Below are 17,055 nucleotides of genomic sequence, written 5' to 3'. Positions count from 1 at the left end.
GTGTGTGACCCAGATGCCGGATGAAGAAATAATAAAGATTAACTTCAATAACAACGGTTAATGCTGCACGATGGTGCTTATAGGCTAATAGTTTATTAAAAGTGTTGATAGCAACGCTATGTATCAGCTGGCCAATTAAAAAACAAACCTAATTACTGATGAAATGCTATTAAACTATAGCGCTTGAAAAGCCTTGGTTTGCTGCGTTTTTAATAATAAATATATAAATAATATGACTAACACTATACAACTATGCCGTTCGATTTTATTTGTTCCAGGGGCGATTCAAAAACGCATAGATAAAGCGGCGAACATTCCTGCAGATGCGATTGTTTTTGATCTGGAAGATGCCGTATCGCCCGATGAAAAAGTGCGTGCAAGGCAACAGGTGGTAGAAGCCTTAAAGTCGTCCGCTTTTAAAGGCAAACAATTGATTGTGCGAATCAATGGCATTTCTACACCTTGGTTTGAAGAAGACATTAAGGCAGTTGTCGCGGCTGGTAATAGTGCAGTGATGTTGCCAAAATGCGAAACGCCAGAAGACGTTAATGCGGTAAAAAAATATTTTAATAAAGCCGATATTGCGCTGTTTGTTATTATTGAAACAGCAAAAGGCGTGTTGGATGTAGCGTCAATTTCAAAGGTATTAACACCGCAAGACTCTATTTGTTTTGGTCATGTGGATTTTGCTGCCGATATGGCGCTTAATGAAGCCGATGCCAGTGAAGGGGTTATTTACCAGTCACGCTGTCAAGTTGCCTTAGCGGCAAGAGCGTTTGGCGCATCGCCTATTGATAATGTTTGCTTAGAAATTGCCGATGAAAAAGCGATACACGATGACACCTTAAAAGGCTTAAAACTCGGGTATGCTGGAAAGCTATGCATACACCCCAACCAAGTGCCCATTGTTAACAAAGTGTATACCCCAACACTGGATGAAGTAGACAAAGCAAAAGCTATTTTAGCGGCTTGGGATGTTGCTCAAAAAGAAGGCCACGGGGTATTTACCTTCCAAAATAAAATGATTGACCTGCCTGTTATTCGCGCCCAACAGAGTATTTTAAGGCGCTATCAAATGGCGCAATAATAAGAGACTTATACGCATGAAAGAGATTTTAATTGATGGCCCTTATTTTGAAGACTTTACAATTGGCGAGTTCCTAGAAGAACCGCCATCCATAACCATTACCGATGGCCATGCAACCTTGCATCAAATGTTGTTTGGTGATCGTTTAAGGCTGCCGTTAGATCGTCATTTAACACACGAAATAACCGGTTCAGATCGTCCGTTAGCAAACGCTATTATGGCAATGGGTTTTGCGATAGGGCAAACAACCTATGCCACGCAAAATGTAATGGGTAATTTGTTTTATAGAGGCTTGGTTCTTAAAAAACCGGTCTATATCGGCGATACCTTAAGCACAACAACAAAAATTGTTGCCTTACGGCAAAATAAAGTCAAAGGCGGGCGTCCCTCAACAGGTATGGTGGGGCTTGAAATTACCACCACAAACCAACGGGGTGAAGAAATTTTGCATTTTTGGCGCTGCCCAATGGTGCCGTGTCGTGATCCAAAAGTACAAACCACCCATGCAGATGACTTAGATATTATGCCGTCTGATATTTCTACGCAAAGCTTGGTAGAGGCAGTACCAACAGACTGGGACTTGGCAACGTATAAAAAGCGTTTTGCGGGCATCCATTTTGACCAAGTAGAAACAGACGTTTTATTTAAAATTAAAGCAAGGGACACAGTAACCTCCGCGCCAGAACTAACCAGAACAACGCTTAACCTAGCTATGACACATACAGACGCTGGCGCCAGCGTTTATGGCAAACGCTTGGTATATGGTGGGCATACTATCTCGATGGCAGCAGCCCAACTAATAAGAGCCCTGCCAAACACCTTGTCAATATTAGCTTGGCGGCACTGTAATCACCTAGCCCCCGTGTTTGAAGACGATATTTTACGTAGCGAAATATCAGTATTGAAAAAAACACCGTTAGCATCGGGTGGTGGGCTAGTAGATTTACAAATCAACGTATGGGCTGACCGCGGAGAAAATGCACCTAAAGAATGCAAAAATGACCACGTACTAGACTGGGGATTAGTTATTTTTATGGCATAAGCCCACTGCTAAGGTACTACCGTTAAAGAAAGTAGGGCGGCTAAAAGGGTTTTATCCATGTTTGATGTGCTAATATCAAAATACATGGAAGTACTATCCACCTATATACAACTAATACGTGGACATTGGCTTTCCGCTTATTAATACTGTTATACGCATAAAATAGGAGATTTAAATGCACTCGATATCACCATACGCGATGCGTTGCTTTAATCCGGCAATAGAATCAAAAAAAATTGAAGATAGATATTGCGTATTAGATCAAATCGGCCAACATGATCTTTACAGCCTACTTAAGATTTTCATATCCGCAAAAACTGAAAACTATCACGTTGTGGAAGATTCAAAGCAAGTGTATAAATTCAGTAAAATGTCATTCAACGATGAAACAAGACATATTTATGGTTGGTTTCAAGTGGGAACATATGGAATAAAAACTGACATTATAAACATCGAAAGTGGTCAGGTTGATTTCGAAAAAGCTCAAAATAATGCAGAGATAATCAAGCATTATCTACACATGTTTATACCCGTCGGCTTTAATGAAGCAATATGCATGATGCATAGCTACAGAGGGCACGGTGTTAAAACATTATTTACAGATATCTTCTCACCCTATTTTCGAGAAGCAACTACTCTAAATTTACAGTTAAGCCCGCTCGCTTACGAGAAAGCAATAGAAAACTGGCAAGAGGCAAACACCAAAGAATTAAAAATAACAAAATTCAAAGGCTTAACAGACATAGCAGACCAAATTAAAAACCTAGGACACGAAGAACAGGAGTTAACAATGAAACCTCCAAGGAAAGGTACATTCGGGTCATTAAAGGATTTTTTTAACCCTGATAGTGAGCAAGCTAAAATAGTTGAAGTATTAAGTGAACTCGGCAGCCAAGTTAAAACAGTTGTTGAATTGAACGGTAAAAAACGAACATTTACTGTTGGCGCAGATGCATTCAATAGTGTTTGTCGCATAGACTTTGATGACAGCGTCCAAATGCAAGATGGCGCGCCAATGATAGAGTCCGTAAATAGGTGGGTATTAGTAATAATTAGTGAGTATGTCTTAGATATGTATCCAGAATTTGGAGTGCAACCATGAGTTCAAAATTAAATGTTAAAGACATTGTAACTGGGCACATTGGTACTTTAGTTGATGCGGGTAAAAAAAGCATTAGCTTTGCAGACATGTTTTCGTTCTATATATTGCCTGCAATTATCGCCGGATTTGGAATTTTTTTCTGCTTCAATATAAGCAAAGAAATATCTTCATTACTAGTTAATTTCGGTGCTATTTTTACAGCATTATTACTTAGCGTTTTAGTACTCGTCTATGACCAAGAAAATAAAATCGATCAAAACACCGATGCATCATTAAAAAATGCTAAGAAGTCTCTCTTAAATCACCTTTACTACAATATTTGTTACTGCATTATTATGTCAGTTTTTTTGGTTGTTATTTGTTTGCTCCATACCGTAGTCGAGGCTTTTTCACCGTTTATGAATATTTACTTTATTACTCCATTAATTATAGTAACTGCTGTTAACTTAATACTAACAATATTAATGATAGTAAAGCGCATGCATGTATTGCTAATATCATAAATGCGTATAATAAGTTGCTGCATCGGATTGCCAAAAGCGTCACTTCTTTTGCGAAAAAGCTGCAAAAGAATCGCCACTTTCGCCAACCGCTGAGCTAGGCGTTATATGTTAAGGATCGATAAGTGAATAAAGAAACTTATAGAAAAGTGTACACTTATAATCATCATTTTATGATGGCCGAGTCATTTTTGGATGAACAACATGATCAAGAAAAAAGTGAATACAATAATTCGACGGCATCAATTGTATTTTCAGCTTTTGCAATAGAGGCGTATCTTAATCATATCGGAGAACAAATATTCAAATGTTGGCAGGATAATCTTAAAAAATCATTAGGTATCGAAGCCAAACTTGCGTTGATCTGTGAGAAGGTAAAAGTTAATGTCAATTTTGGGATTGAGCCATTTCAGTCCTTTCGAGCCACATTTAGATTTAGAAATACTATGGCACATTCGGTGACCGAAAGTTTATCGCATCAGAAGTCCAAGCATTTCCTAGAAATTGGAAAAAATTCTTGGCCAGCAGCAGAGTGGGAAAAAATGGCAACTTTTGAAGTCGCCACAACTGTATATCAAAATGCCAATATATTGGTAGACTTAATAGCTAAAAATACCGACGTAGAAACAGTTCCAAGACATGTGTTGTCTGAATTTTTGGAGGTATAAACATATAACAAAAAAATCAATCAGACCGCAAAAGACGCGGCGGCTTATTTAAAACGTTATGCATCAAAGAGGAATCGGCATGGGTGATTCGTACATAGAAGAGAAAGATAAGAAGTATTTTGAAAAAGGGCTTCTAGAGATAAAGTGGAGATATGAGCATCCGAGTTCTTTTGTATCAAGAAGTTTTTTTGAGTCACTAGCAAGCGGTAAGAAACGCTATGAACATTATTACGGGTTAGGTATATCATTTTCAGCAACAAATGTAGAGATATCCCCTTTAAAAACCAATTATCCCGGACACTATGAGCATACCTTCGGAGTTGATTATCCTGCGCTAAATATACCGGGCGATCCAGTATTGCTTAGAGATATTGCTAATTCGCTGTTGGACATTGCAGATGTACTTAACGAAAAAAATGCATAACAAAGCCTTCAATCAGAACCTATAAGCTTCGTTTTATTTTTTATTGTTTTTTATTAATTAGTGCTCTAGCTTATTTTGTGGATTTGAAAATCAATGGTCAGACTCGATTGATTTAGCATCTTAATATTTAACATTAGCTTTATATGGAAGGGCCCAACTATGCGTAAGCTTTTTGTGTTTTTGCTGCTTTTATCCGTCTCATCATACGTTTATGCGTTTTGGAGCAGTTATGCGTATGTGTCTTCTGTAACAGAAAGCGAAGTTGACCTAAGAGTTTATGTAGCGCCTGTAAGTGAAGATAATGGGTCGTATATGATAAGGCTAAAAGCGGTTGCATACCCGTATAAACAAGCGTGGGTTATAACAATACCGCAGTTTATACCGCCTGATGAACAGAATCAGCGAGCGCGTTTTTGGGTAAAGAATTAAATCTGTCTGGCGTTGAATCGATTATTCCACTGCGCCCAACAGAAAGGTCTTTTTTGAACCAGCTTGATGATACAGAAGAAGGAAAATTCTATGAATTGCTTATTCCAGCAGAGCAGATTCACCGTGCCTACATTTATATAGATTTCCCTGAGCCAGTAGAAGATGGTGGCTATTTTTATTCAATAGATATTGGTTCGTACGTTAAAGCCAGACAATAAAGCCGACCATGGCTGTATTTGAAAGCCTTGGTTTCCGCGCCTTTTTATACCTTTGCTGTGCTTATTTGGGCGTGCTTTTTTTTCCGGTGTAATACTCTGGGTGATAGGCAAGAACTTGTTCGCCATCGCTACTCCATGCATGGCAACCATCAATATAGAAGGGTTTTGATGTTTCGTTCTCAGTTTTGCCTTTTGCGATTCCCGCCATTGTTTGGTAAATCGTTGTCGTGGCAGGCCCTACAAGATCGGCTAGGTGCGTACAACCTTGAATACCGGCTACTAAAGACTTTACTAAACGAGTCCACCCCGGGGCTATTTGTTTACCAATTAGTTTGTTGAATATAGGCGTGATCTCACCACAACAACCGTAGGGTGAATGGTCTGTTACTGCAATGCAATCGTGAACCAACAGATTGGTATCGACTGTTAAGCGAATCCACATTTCATGAATGGGTTCACCCGGTTCAATGGTGCCACGGTAAGAGTTCTCAAGGGGGTAGGTTTTAATATCTGTAATCTGTGCATCGACATCCCATAAACCGTCAGGCCTTTTAAAGCCGTTACAAGTAATTTGGCGAGTATGAATGTTTTCTCGTGGATAGGTACTTTCAGGTAAAGGCATAAGGTTTTTTGCGTTTAGTTACAGTGGGGAGTTGCTTCTTGCTTGAAATTATAATCGTTTCTAGTCGTTTGTTGTGCGAGCGAGTGCAATATTTGGATATGTTTTTTTGTATTTGCAAACGTAGCGAGGTTGCTGATGTGTTGCCTGGCCTGTGTTTGGTTGTAGTTAGCTTGAATGGCTGTTCGTTACAGAACCAAGCGGTTGTAACGATAAGCTCGTTGCGCCTGAGGGATGGCTTGGGTATAGTCATATTTTACCTAGCGCTAGTTTGAATTTAAGTATACGTTCGAGGAAATATGATGTCTATAAAAAGCACAATGATGGATTACCCATTAACATTAAGCACCTTAGTCGAGCGCTTAAAGACGTATTATCCGCGTGTGGAGGTGGTGTCAAGACTGCCAGATAAAACCCTGCATAGAACACACTATTTAGATATTCATAAACGAACTAAGCGCTTAGCTTCGGCGTTAACAAAGCGGGGTGTTAAAAAAGGAGAAGGCGTAGCGACCCTAATGTGGAATCATTACGGGCACCTTGAGGCTTACCTTGGGGTGCCTATTATGGGCGGTGTTCTCCACACTGTGAATTTACGATTATCGCCCAAAGATATTGCTTATATTATTAATCATGCTGGCGATAAGGTACTTATTATTGACGATATTTTACTGCCTTTATATGAGCAGTTTAAAGATGATGTGGCGTTAGATGAAGTGATCGTTGTTCCGCTAACAGGCGAAAAGGTTAACAGCGAATATACCGATTACGAGGATTATTTAAAGCTTGGTGATGATGACTTTAGCTACCCTATTATTGATGAAAATGATGCAGCGGGGATGTGCTATACCTCGGGCACAACAGGCCGCCCTAAAGGGGTTGTGTATAGCCATCGCTCAACGGTTCTACATGCAATGGCAGAGGCTATGGTTGATACATTGGGCGTTAGTCAGTCTGATGTGGTGACGCCTGTGGTGCCAATGTTTCATGCCAACGCTTGGGGGCTAAGCTATACATCGGTGCTAGTCGGTGCAAAACAAGCGTTACCGGGCCCACATTTAGATGCTGAGAGTTTGATGGATTTATACCAAAGCGAACAAGTAACGTTGAGCGCTGGTGTGCCCACCATTTGGATGGCAATAAAAACAGCCAGAGAAGCAGAGCCGAATCGCTGGAAGACAGCGCCTAATATGCGAATGGTGGTTGGCGGAGCGGCTGTTCCAGAGTCTTTATTTCGGGCGTTTGATAAGTTTGATATGACTATTATTCAAGCGTGGGGAATGACAGAAACTGGGCCGTTAGCCACCGTAGGTATCGTTAAAGAAAGCCTATCTGACCTTGATGAAGATGCAAAATATGCCTGCCGAATTAAACAAGGTTTAACGTTGCCCTTTATTGATATACGAATTGTCGATGAAGAGGGTGTTGAATTACCTTGGGATGGTAAAACATCTGGTAATGCCGAGTTAAAAGGGCCGTGGGTAACCGCTGCATACCATAAGAATGAAGGTGCTGAGGATAGTTTTAGCGAAGATGGTTGGCTAAAAACTGGGGATGTTTGCCAGATAGATCAAGAGGGTTATGTCAAACTGACCGATAGAACGAAAGACCTTGTTAAATCTGGCGGCGAATGGATTAGTTCGGTGGATCTTGAAAACGCAATTATGGGCCACCCTGATGTATTAGAAGCGGCTGTCATTGCTGTTGCACACCCTAAATGGGATGAGCGGCCTCTAGCGGTTGTTGTGGTTAAGGAAGATAAGCAAATAACAACGGACGATATACGTCAATTTTTAGACGGCAAGTTTACTAAAATGTGGTTGCCTGATGCGGTGGAGGTGATTGCTGAAATTCCTAAAACATCAACGGGTAAATTTATGAAAATGGCACTGCGAGAACAGTATAAACACTGGGTTTGGGAATAAATTAGAAACGTTAATTAACATTTAAATAGGACGAATAATATGAAAGATGCGGTCATTATCGAAGCAGTACGCACACCTTTTGCTAAATATAATGGCGCATTTAGAGACATACCTGCCAATAAATTACTAGCTAATGCGTTACAAAGCGTGGTGTCTAGGTCAGGTATTGATAAAGAAAAAATCGAAGATGTTATCGCAGGCTCTGTAACTCAAATTGGTGAACAAGCCGCAGATATCGCTAGACAATCCTCTTTAATGGCCGGGTTTCCGGTGGAAGTGGCCGGTGTTACGTTGAATCGTTTTTGTGGCTCGGGTCAGCAAGCGGTGCATTTTGGCTCACAAGTTATTGATGCTGGAGATGCCAATTATATTATTGCTTGTGGTGCGGAAAGCATGACGCGTGTTGCGATGTTAACAGATATGACTCTGGGAGAACCGTATAAAGACTTTGCGCCAATGGGGGCAGAATTACTTAAACAATACCCGCTAGTGCATCAGGGTGTTAGTGCTGAATTAATAGCGGATAAATGGGGTATTAGCCGTGCTGACGTGGATGCCTTTGCTATTGATAGCCATGCTAAAGCTCAAGCGGCTATTAATACCGGCGCGAACAAGGAAATAAGCCCAATGCAAGGGTTAGACAAGGAAGGAAATAGCATTATTTTAGAGGTCGATGAAGGTGTTCGCGCGGTTATAGATTCTGATAAATTAAGTTCGCTAAAAACCATTTTTCGCCCGAAAGGCGACGGTGTAGTAACAGCAGGTAATGCCAGTCAAATTTCAGATGGTGCTGCCGCAGTTCTGATCGCCAATAAAAAGATAGCCGTGGCGGATGGTTTTAAGCCGAGGGCTAGGTTCCGTGCTCGTGTCGTTGTAGGTAGTGACCCTGTTTTACAATTAGACGGGCCAATTGCGGCCACTAAATTAGCGTTAAAAAAGGCTGGTTTAACAGTAGATGATATAGATTGGTTTGAAATAAACGAAGCCTTTGCAACGGTTTCATTAGCGTGGATGGAAGCAATAAACCCAGCGCCAGAAAAAGTTAATCCGTGGGGCGGCGCGATCGCACATGGGCACCCATTAGGCGCAACCGGCGCAGGCCTGATGGCAAAAATGCTGGCGGGTTTAGAAGCGACAGATGGACAGTTTGCGCTTCAGACCATGTGTATTGGTTTAGGTATGGCAACAGCCACAATTATTGAACGAATTTAAGGAGTTAGAGAGTGGATTATAAAGATAGAACATTTTTGGTAACCGGTGCAGGCTCTGGCTTAGGTGGTGCAACGGCGTCTATGCTAATTGAGCAAGGGGCTTATGTTGTTATATTGGATATTAATGAGCAAGCCGGTAAAGAGAAAGAAGCTGAATTAGGGGTAAATAGCCGGTTTATAAAAACAGATGTGACCAGTGAAGAAGAAGTGATGGCAGCGATAGAGCTGGCAAAGACTACATTTACAGGTGTGCATGGTGTCATTAATGCAGCGGGCGTAGCCATTGTTGGTAAGGTGCTAGATAGAGACGGTAACCCACACTCGTTAGAGCTATTTACGAAAGGGGTTACTATTAACCTTATTGGCACCTTTAATGTTATTCGCCTAGCGGCGCAGATGATGGCTAAAAATGAACCAACAGAAGGTGGTGAGCGGGGAGTTATTATCAACACAGCATCCATCGCTGCGTATGAGGGGCAAATTGGCCAAGCCAGTTATTCTGCATCTAAATCAGGCGTGGTGGGAATGACCTTACCCATTGCGCGTGAATTAGCTCGATATGGCATAAGAGTTTGTACTATTGCACCGGGCATTTTTGAAACGCCAATGTTGTCAGAACTTTCAGATGAAGCACGTGAATCTTTAGGTCAAATTGTTCCTTTCCCGCCACGTTTAGGGCAGCCGAATGAGTTTGCTTCACTTGCAGGGCATATTATTGAAAATGTCATGTTAAATGGTGAAGTGATTCGATTGGACGGTGCTGTTCGGTTAACAGCTAAGTAGGCGATATGATGCAATTCGAAACATTATTAATAGAAACCCCGGCTAAAGGTGTTGCTTTAATTCGCCTAAATAGACCTCGTCAATATAATGCCCTTAATTCAACTTTATTGGTTGAGTTAGGTGATGCACTAAACCATTTTGAAACCGATGATGCGGTTGGCGCGGTGATTATTACCGGCTCTGATAAAGCCTTTGCTGCCGGAGCAGATATTGCAGAAATGGTCGGTATTAGTGGTCAACAGATGCTTGAAATGGTTGAAGCCTCAACCGGTTGGAGGGCTTTGTCGACATTTACCAAACCGACTGTTTGTGCTGTTTCCGGTATGGCATTAGGAGGTGGTTTTGAACTCGCATTACAGTGCGATATTTTATTGGCGACGAAAGGGGCAAAATTTGCCTTACCTGAAGTGAATTTAGGCGTTATTCCTGGGGCGGGTGGTACCCAACGTGTTGCTCGAATTATTGGTAAATCGTTAGCAATGGAAATGATTATGAATGGGCGAACCCTATTTGCTGAAGAAGCACACCAACGAGGTATTGTTAGCCGCGTAATCGAGCCTACTGAGATAGAAGCCGAAGCCGTTCAATTGGCTTCAGAACTGGCTGCCAGAGCACCCTTGGCGGTACGTGCAGGTAAAGCTTGTGTCAATAAGGCGATGAGTTCTACATTAGAAGAGGGCTTATTGTTTGAACGAAACGCATTTATTCCATTGTTTGATACAGAAGATGCAAAACAAATGATGACGGCATTTTTAAATAAATCGAACTAGTTTCTAATCATTGAAATAAGGGATTAACAATGGGGTATCAATCAGATTTTCGTGCTGGCTTATTTAACAATAGAAATATTATTGTGACAGGGGCAGGCAGTGGTCTTGGGCGATGCAATGCGCATGAGTTAGCGTCTTTAGGTGCCCGTGTTTTGTTAGTGGGCCGTAAAATTGAAAAACTTGAAATGGTTCGCGACGAAATTATCGAAGATGGTGGGGTTTGTGACCTTGGCAGCTGTGATATACGGGAAGAACAAGCGGTTACAGAACGGGTGGCAACATTCATTAAAAACCATGGGCAAATTTATGGTTTGGTGAATAATGCGGGCGGGCAATTTCCATCGCCATTGGAAAAAATCAGTAAGAACGGTTGGAATGCTGTGGTTAACACGAATTTAACGGGCGGTTTTTTAATGGCGCGTGAAGTTTATAAGCAGTCCATGTCAATTCATGGAGGGGCTATTGTTAATATCGTGGCAGACATGTGGGGCGGTATGCCAGGTATGGGGCATTCAGGGGCTGCACGTGCAGGCATGGCTAATTTTACACAGACAGCCGCTTATGAGTGGGGGCATGCAAATGTACGAGTGAATGCGGTGGCTCCAGGCTGGATTATGTCGAGCGGAATGGATACCTATGACGCTGAATTTAAGGAGAGGCTTAAAACACTAAAAGATGCCGTGCCATTAGGCCGTTTAGGTAATGAAGCTGAAATTAGCGCAGCTATTTGTTTCTTGTTAAGCGATTCAGCCAGTTATATCAGTGGCACAACTATTCGAGTGGATGGTGCTGCATCACAGGGTAATACGGCTATTTACCCATTAGCTCAGGCGAAAAATTCAACCCCATTTAATGGTTTTCATCGTCAAATAACAGCGGACGTTTTTAAATAAATTGCTTTAAAGATAATGTTTAAACCATTAAAAAATATAACTATTGTTACAATAGCTTTAAACCTTCCTGGGCCTTTGGCAGCAAAACGTTTTTGCGAGCTAGGCGCAAACGTTGTAAAAGTTGAACCACCTCAAGGCGATCCGTTTGAGCAGTATTGCCCAGAATGGTATGCGCAACTAAATGAGGGGCAGCAACGTGAAGTTATCGATATAAAGTCAACTGAAGGGCGTGCACAATTAAATACATTGCTGTCATCAGCCACCTTATTATTGACCGCTCAACGGCCAGCGGCATTAGAGCGATTAGGGCTTGGTTGGAATGAATTGCACGAAAAATTTCCATTGTTAAACCATCTTGCGGTAGTGGGTTATCCGCCGCCGAATGATAATCACGCTGGTCATGACTTAACGTATCAAGCTGCACTGGGCTTATTGAATCCACCTCATATGCCTAAAACATTAACTGCCGATTTAGCCGGTGCAGAACGTGCTGCATTTGAAGGCTTGGCAATGATAATGGCTACTAGAGAAGGTGCAAAAGCTAGGCAGACTTTAGTCGCCTTGTCGGATGCAGCTGAGTACATGGCTCAACCGTTTAATTATGGTTTGACAAGCGGCGGTGGTTTATTAAGCGGTGCTTTAGCTGAGTATGATTTATACGAAACACTGGATGGTTGGGTTGCTGTGGCAGCTCTTGAATCACATTTTAAAACTAAATTTAAACAGCAGTTAGCGCTTAAATTATTTAATAAACAAGAAGTTGCGATTAGGCTAAAACAAAAATCATCGAGTGAATGGGTGGCGTGGGCTAATCAGCAAGATATTCCGTTAGTGGCAGTAAAAAAAGATTAAAACGAGCATACTGTGTTTGCTGATTAGTGTGCGATATTTAAAATATTTTGTAGAAAATAATAAATAACTAAGGGGAGAACAGCACATGCTAACTATTATCATTTGCTTAAGCTGCATCGCTTTTATGCCGTATGTGGCATCGACTATTGGTGGTTATTATCGCGTATCACAAAAGGGTACGTATGATCTTGTTAACCCTCGTGCGCAAGCTCTGCAATTAGTCGGCGCTGGCGCTCGATCACAATACCTTCAAGCCAACTGCTGGGAGGCATTAATACTTTTCTCTGTAGCGATATTGGCTGTGTTTCTTGCTGGTGCGAATATTGAAACTGTTGGTATGCTCTCGGTTGCTTTTGTGGTTATTCGGTGTGTTTATTTTTTTGCTTATTTAGCGAATATGGCTATGTTACGTTTCACGGCTTTTACACTTGGTTTTTTTTGCTGCGCGGGTTTGTTTTATATGGCGGTTAACGCAGCTATTCTTTAGTTACTGTGAGATACCCATCGTTGTGAGTTTTTAAAGTGCTTGACTATGATGCAGGTCATATAAGCGGCAAAGGCATTTGTTATAGGGTTAGCATCTTTATATGATGCTAACTGTATGAGTACGTTAAACGAAAATCCTTCGCAAGCAGAAATAAAATTCAATATATTTGTTTTAGGCTTTCGCCCATTTTTCCTTGCAGCCGGTGTGTTTTCAATAGTCAGTATGTCGGCCTGGATGGCGATATATGGTGCTGGGTTACAAATTCCTATGGCTGGTTTGCCTAGCTCGTATTGGCATGCGCATGAAATGTTGTACGGCTATACGATGGCGGTGGTGGCTGGTTTTTTATTAACGGCTATTAAGAATTGGACTGGCCAGCAAACTATTCAGTACACGGCTTTATTAATGCTGTGCTTAATGTGGCTGGGTGCTCGAGCTTGTATGTTGCTTGGGGCGAATTTTTTCATTCCTGCGGCCATGTTAGATTTAGGTTTTAACTTCTGTTTATTGTTGGCCGTGTTAGTGCCTGTTTTTAAGGTGAAACAGTGGCGGCAAGCAGGCATTGTGTTAGTGGTTTTTTTAATGGCGTTGTTCAATACGTTGTTTTATCTTGGCGTGTTTGGGGTCATTGATGCCGGTACCTATTGGGGTATTTATGGCGCTTTATTTTTGTTGTTAGCGCTAGTGATGATAATGCTGAGACGTGTGATGCCTTTTTTTATTGAAAAAGGTCTCGATGAAACGGTTCAGTTGAAAAACTCCTTGTTTTTGGATAGCGCAAGCATTGTGCTGTTTTTGCTATTTGGGATAAATGAAGTATTTATTCTGGATGTGATGACAAGTAGTTATTTGGCGTTATTGTTATTTATTGTTTCTTCCGCCCGTTTATATAATTGGTATGCAAAGGGCATATGGCGTAAACCGCTTTTATGGGGAATTTATAGTGCTTTTATGGTTATAACCTTGGGCTTTTTATTGTTTGCTTTAGTGCCCTATGTGGATGTAGTAACACGTTCGCTTTCAATTCATGCTTTTACTTTAGGCGGGTTTGGCTTGTTGACGCTTTCTATGATGTCACGTGTTACCTTGGGTCACACAGGAAGAGGGGTTAAGCAACCTTCTACGTGGATTACGGTGGCGCAATGGTTATTAGTAATGGGGGTTATTAGCCGAGTTGTCGTACCATTGTTTTTTCAGCGTTTTTATCTCGAGTCGGTTTTTATGTCGCAACTGCTTTGGATAATAGGTTTTGCCATTTTCCTTGTTGTTAATGTGCCTTTTTTAACAAAAGTAAGAGCCGATGCTGCTGAAGGTTAAGCGTGTCCCTTAGCAGCATGGTTCTTTATAAAAACAATGGATAACACGATTAAGCGAGGTGTTAATCTGCCCATGTTGTGAAGCTGTCCACGTCTTCACGTTGTGTTCGATATTGATTTACAGGTTTATCATTATCGGGGTAACCGACAGATAAGCTACAGATGAAGGAGTATTGATCAGAGACATTTAAACGCTCACGTACAATATCAGGGTAATCACTGGTTGAGGCCTGCGGGCAACTTCCTAGACCATGGCCGCGGAGGGCTAACATAACACTTTGTACAAACATCCCCATGTCAAACCATGAGCCTTGGGCCATTATTTTATCGATAAAGAAAAATATGCTGACGGGCGCATCAAAAAATCGATAATTAGCCAAGGCTGCCTCGGTTCGTTTTTCCTTGTCTTCACGGCCAATATCTAAGGCTTGGTAGAGATCCATTCCACATTGGAAGCGTCTGCCTTTGAACGGCTCGACCCATTCTTTTGGGTAGTATTGATAATCGGGGTTTGCTTTAACGCCATTTTTGGCGGCGTTTAATAAGGCATCTGAAATAGTTTGTTTTGTTTTACCTTGGGCAACAACGACTTTCCAAGGTTGTGTGTTGGTACCAGATGGAGCCCAACGCGCAGTATCTAGTACATCATAAATTACTTCTTTCGCTACGGGTTTATCTTGAAAGGCACGTACCGAGATTCGTCCTTTAATTGCTTCTTTTATATCCATGGAATTAAGACCGATTCATTTTAAAAAATATATATTATCAGCTTTGTGAGCGTCTAATAAAATAAAACGGGGTTAAAACTCGATGTGTCTTTACTCAGTTTTTAGAAAGATTAAAGCTTTCAATTTGTTGTACAATTTAAATTCAAATATCTATTAGATTTTATCGTAGGTCAACTCAATATTATCTTTAAAAGAAACCTAATGATTGTTAGAATGTCCTTTAAAGTAACGAAAATGAAGGTAAAGTAAATGAAAGTTTTAGTGGGTGTTAAACGAGTTGTTGATTACAACGTTCGGATACAGGTTAAGGCCGATGGTTCAGGCGTTGCCACTGATGGCGTTAAAATGAGCATGAATCCGTTTGATGAAATTGCTGTTGAAGAGGCGTTACGTCTCAAAGAATCAGGAACAGCAGAAGAAGTGATCGCTGTAACGATAGGCCCTAAAGTTTGTCAGGAGCAATTAAGAACTGCGCTAGCGATGGGTGCAGACCGTGCAATTCATGTTGAAACAGATGATGAAATTCAACCGTTAACAGGGGCGCGTATTTTAAAAGCACTGGCTGATAAAGAGCAGCCTAAGATTGTGTTGTTAGGTAAACAAGCGATTGATGACGATAATAATCAAACAGCTCAAATGCTGGGTGCGTTATCACATTGGCCACAAGCAACATTCGCATCAGAAGTAAAAATTGAGGGTGACACAGCACAAGTGACTCGTGAAATTGATGCTGGGCTTGAAACGTTGTCAGTTGATTTGCCAGCTGTTATTAGTGTGGATTTACGATTAAACGAGCCGCGCTATGTCAAACTTCCCGATATTATGAAAGCAAAGCGTAAACCGATTGAAACAGTAACCGTTGCGGAACTAAATGTTGAAGCAGCAGCACCAGTCAAGGTTTTAAAAACATCTGCACCGGCAAAACGCCAAGCAGGTATTAAAGTAGAGTCTGTTGATGAACTGGTTAGCGTATTAAAAGAAAAAGGGTTGGTCTAATGAGCAAAGTACTGGTTATTGCAGAACATAATGGTAGTGAATTAAATGGTTCTACAGCACGTGCTGTAGCTTGTGCAAGTGAACTTGGTTTAGAGGCTGTCGATGTGGCTGTGTTAGCTTCCGATGGACAATCGGTGGCAGAACAAGCGGCTAAGCTAACGGGTGTTGCAACAGTCATTTTGGTTCAAAACGAGGTTAATGAGCACGCTGTGGCAGCATTGCTAGCTCCGCAAATTGAGGTGTTAGCATCAGAGTACAGTCACGTGTTCGCGCCAAGCACAACATTTGGTAAAGATTTAATGCCGCGCGTTGCTGCACACTTGGGTGTGCCGCAAATCAGCGATATTATGCGTGTTGAAAGTGCAACTGTTTTTGATCGCCCAGTTTACGCTGGGAATGCGGTTGTAACGGTTGAAGCACCAGAAGGATTAGTGGTTGGGACGGTTAGAACGGCATCATATTCAGCGGTCTCAACAGAAGGTTCTGCTGTGATCGAAACACGCGAAGTAGCGGCTAACTTGCCTTCACACACGCGTTATGTAGGCCTTACCACCAGTGGCGGCGGCGATCGCCCTGATCTTCAAGCGGCTACAAAAGTTGTTTCTGGTGGACGTGGTGTTGGTAGCGAAGAAAACTTCAGTGTTATTTATAGTTTGGCTGATAAGTTAGGGGCGGGTGTTGGTGCATCGAGAGCAGCCGTTGACGCGGGCTTTATTCCTAATGATCATCAAGTTGGTCAGACGGGTAAAATTATTGCACCGGAACTTTACATGGCCTTCGGTATCTCAGGCGCTATTCAACACCTAGCGGGTATTAAAGATGCTGGAACTATCGTTGCTGTTAACAAAGATGCGGATGCGCCCATTTTTGAAGTGGCTGACTATGGTTTGGTTGGTGATTTATTTGAAGTGATTGAAGAGCTTGAAAAAGCCTTATAAGTACTTTATAAAATAATGAAGGTGCCAGGGCTACTGATAAGCGCTGGCACCTTTTTTTCGTATTAAT

19 protein-coding genes are annotated in these 17,055 nt (G+C 41.6%); 17 read left to right on the top strand and 2 right to left on the bottom strand.

Going from position 1 to position 17,055, the window contains the following annotated elements; genetic code table 11:
- Positions 1 to 232: 232 nt before the first annotated feature.
- The 7 genes from CYCPU_RS0106090 to CYCPU_RS0106055 all read left to right on the top strand — a co-directional run bounded on the left by CYCPU_RS0106090 (position 233) and on the right by CYCPU_RS0106055 (position 5,470).
- Entirely contained in the window at positions 233 to 1,087 is an 855-nt protein-coding gene (locus tag CYCPU_RS0106090) for an HpcH/HpaI aldolase/citrate lyase family protein (RefSeq protein ID WP_020162207.1), read from the top strand.
- A 16-nt stretch (positions 1,088 to 1,103) separates the two neighbouring features.
- Entirely contained in the window at positions 1,104 to 2,129 is a 1,026-nt protein-coding gene (locus CYCPU_RS0106085) for a MaoC family dehydratase (protein ID WP_020162206.1), read from the top strand.
- A 175-nt stretch (positions 2,130 to 2,304) separates the two neighbouring features.
- Positions 2,305 to 3,231, top strand: a complete 927-nt coding sequence (locus CYCPU_RS0106080) for a hypothetical protein (RefSeq protein ID WP_020162205.1) — start codon at positions 2,305 to 2,307, stop codon at positions 3,229 to 3,231.
- Positions 3,228 to 3,734, top strand: coding sequence for a hypothetical protein (locus tag CYCPU_RS0106075; protein ID WP_020162204.1), 507 nt, complete (start codon positions 3,228 to 3,230; stop codon positions 3,732 to 3,734). Before CYCPU_RS0106080 ends, CYCPU_RS0106075 begins: the two co-directional genes overlap by 4 nt.
- A gap of 122 nt (positions 3,735 to 3,856) precedes the next feature.
- Complete coding sequence (locus CYCPU_RS0106070) at positions 3,857 to 4,399, top strand: hypothetical protein (protein ID WP_020162203.1); 543 nt, start codon at positions 3,857 to 3,859, stop codon at positions 4,397 to 4,399.
- A 79-nt stretch (positions 4,400 to 4,478) separates the two neighbouring features.
- Positions 4,479 to 4,823 (top strand): hypothetical protein, encoded by a 345-nt coding sequence (locus tag CYCPU_RS0106065; RefSeq protein ID WP_020162202.1) that lies wholly within the window; start codon positions 4,479 to 4,481, stop codon positions 4,821 to 4,823.
- A gap of 413 nt (positions 4,824 to 5,236) precedes the next feature.
- The gene (locus tag CYCPU_RS0106055) at positions 5,237 to 5,470 is read left to right on the top strand and encodes a hypothetical protein (protein WP_020162200.1); all 234 of its coding nucleotides are present in this window, start codon (positions 5,237 to 5,239) and stop codon (positions 5,468 to 5,470) included.
- 61 nt (positions 5,471 to 5,531) lie between these two features.
- Here CYCPU_RS0106055 and CYCPU_RS0106050 read toward each other — a convergent pair whose 3' ends face one another.
- Positions 5,532 to 6,092 carry a DUF2889 domain-containing protein gene (locus CYCPU_RS0106050; RefSeq protein ID WP_020162199.1) on the bottom strand — a complete coding sequence of 187 codons (561 nt, stop codon included), beginning with the start codon at positions 6,090 to 6,092 and terminating at the stop codon, positions 5,532 to 5,534.
- A gap of 296 nt (positions 6,093 to 6,388) precedes the next feature.
- On the opposite strand from CYCPU_RS0106050, the gene CYCPU_RS0106045 reads away from it, so the two are divergent.
- The 8 genes from CYCPU_RS0106045 (at position 6,389) to CYCPU_RS0106010 (ending at position 14,327) form a co-directional block, all read left to right on the top strand.
- The gene (locus CYCPU_RS0106045) at positions 6,389 to 8,014 is read left to right on the top strand and encodes a long-chain fatty acid--CoA ligase (protein ID WP_232228596.1); all 1,626 of its coding nucleotides are present in this window, start codon (positions 6,389 to 6,391) and stop codon (positions 8,012 to 8,014) included.
- Positions 8,015 to 8,053: 39 nt separating this feature from the next.
- Positions 8,054 to 9,226 carry a thiolase family protein gene (locus CYCPU_RS0106040; RefSeq protein WP_020162197.1) on the top strand — a complete coding sequence of 391 codons (1,173 nt, stop codon included), beginning with the start codon at positions 8,054 to 8,056 and terminating at the stop codon, positions 9,224 to 9,226.
- 11 nt (positions 9,227 to 9,237) lie between these two features.
- Positions 9,238 to 10,008, top strand: a complete 771-nt coding sequence (locus CYCPU_RS0106035; RefSeq protein ID WP_015006011.1) for a 3-hydroxyacyl-CoA dehydrogenase — start codon at positions 9,238 to 9,240, stop codon at positions 10,006 to 10,008.
- Positions 10,009 to 10,013: 5 nt separating this feature from the next.
- On the top strand, positions 10,014 to 10,778 hold the full coding sequence (locus CYCPU_RS0106030) for an enoyl-CoA hydratase-related protein (protein ID WP_232228595.1): 765 nt from the start codon (positions 10,014 to 10,016) through the stop codon (positions 10,776 to 10,778).
- Positions 10,779 to 10,807: 29 nt separating this feature from the next.
- The gene (locus CYCPU_RS0106025; protein WP_020162195.1) at positions 10,808 to 11,671 is read left to right on the top strand and encodes an SDR family oxidoreductase; all 864 of its coding nucleotides are present in this window, start codon (positions 10,808 to 10,810) and stop codon (positions 11,669 to 11,671) included.
- 15 nt (positions 11,672 to 11,686) lie between these two features.
- Complete coding sequence (locus CYCPU_RS0106020; RefSeq protein WP_020162194.1) at positions 11,687 to 12,523, top strand: CoA transferase; 837 nt, start codon at positions 11,687 to 11,689, stop codon at positions 12,521 to 12,523.
- An 85-nt stretch (positions 12,524 to 12,608) separates the two neighbouring features.
- Complete coding sequence (locus CYCPU_RS0106015; protein WP_016390213.1) at positions 12,609 to 13,010, top strand: MAPEG family protein; 402 nt, start codon at positions 12,609 to 12,611, stop codon at positions 13,008 to 13,010.
- A gap of 114 nt (positions 13,011 to 13,124) precedes the next feature.
- Positions 13,125 to 14,327 (top strand): NnrS family protein, encoded by a 1,203-nt coding sequence (locus CYCPU_RS0106010; protein ID WP_020162193.1) that lies wholly within the window; start codon positions 13,125 to 13,127, stop codon positions 14,325 to 14,327.
- A gap of 61 nt (positions 14,328 to 14,388) precedes the next feature.
- On the opposite strand, the gene CYCPU_RS0106005 is transcribed toward CYCPU_RS0106010, so the two are convergent.
- Positions 14,389 to 15,054 (bottom strand): nitroreductase, encoded by a 666-nt coding sequence (locus CYCPU_RS0106005; protein ID WP_020162192.1) that lies wholly within the window; start codon positions 15,052 to 15,054, stop codon positions 14,389 to 14,391.
- 249 nt (positions 15,055 to 15,303) lie between these two features.
- Between CYCPU_RS0106005 and CYCPU_RS0106000 the strand changes: the two genes are divergently transcribed.
- Both CYCPU_RS0106000 and CYCPU_RS0105995 read left to right on the top strand, forming a co-directional pair.
- A complete protein-coding gene (locus tag CYCPU_RS0106000; RefSeq protein WP_020162191.1) occupies positions 15,304 to 16,050 on the top strand; it encodes an electron transfer flavoprotein subunit beta/FixA family protein in 747 nt (248 codons plus the stop codon).
- The gene (locus CYCPU_RS0105995; RefSeq protein WP_015006003.1) at positions 16,050 to 16,988 is read left to right on the top strand and encodes an electron transfer flavoprotein subunit alpha/FixB family protein; all 939 of its coding nucleotides are present in this window, start codon (positions 16,050 to 16,052) and stop codon (positions 16,986 to 16,988) included. The genes CYCPU_RS0106000 and CYCPU_RS0105995 overlap by 1 nt, the downstream gene beginning before the upstream one ends.
- Positions 16,989 to 17,055 lie beyond the last annotated feature (67 nt).

It is taken from the genome of Cycloclasticus pugetii PS-1 (assembly GCF_000384415.1).
Lineage (GTDB): Bacteria > Pseudomonadota > Gammaproteobacteria > Methylococcales > Cycloclasticaceae > Cycloclasticus > Cycloclasticus pugetii.
This window is presented reverse-complemented; position numbering and strand designations above follow the sequence as displayed.